1 pseudogene is annotated in these 426 nt (G+C 79.8%); it reads right to left on the reverse strand.

The annotated features are described in order from the left end of the window. Positions 1-8 precede the first annotated feature (8 nt). A pseudogene (locus tag FNQ90_RS26640) lies at positions 9-426 on the reverse strand (hypothetical protein); the annotation flags it as partial.

Here is a 426-nt window from a genome sequence, read left to right on the forward strand (position 1 = left end):
CCCCGCCCCTACGGCTCGTCCGCGCCCCTGGCCCGCAGCAGCGGCACGTCACCGTCCATCGGCAGCAGTTCCGCCGTGGTCGACCACCCCGGCCGGGTCCCCGTCCCCGCCGAACCCACCGCCGCGTGCGGCTGGGCCGGCGTCTCGCACCACCCCGTGGAGTGGGGTTCGGGGAACGCGCACACCCGGGTCACCACCCGACCGTCCGGCCGGGTCAACGAGAGTTCCACCCGCAGCGGACGGCCGTCGTCGTTGCGGTGGGAGACCCGCGCCCGGGTCCCCTCCCGGTCGGTCACCACACACGCCATGGCCTCCACCCCGACCGGTGCCGTGACGGGCGGCCCGCACCGGGCCCCGCCGTGGCCGGCCGGCGACCCGGGCGGCCCCGGCGGGGCCCCGGCCGGCGCCACGCCCTCGGCGTCGTCC

Source organism: Streptomyces alkaliphilus (genome assembly GCF_014141535.1).
Lineage (GTDB): Bacteria > Actinomycetota > Actinomycetes > Streptomycetales > Streptomycetaceae > Streptomyces > Streptomyces alkaliphilus.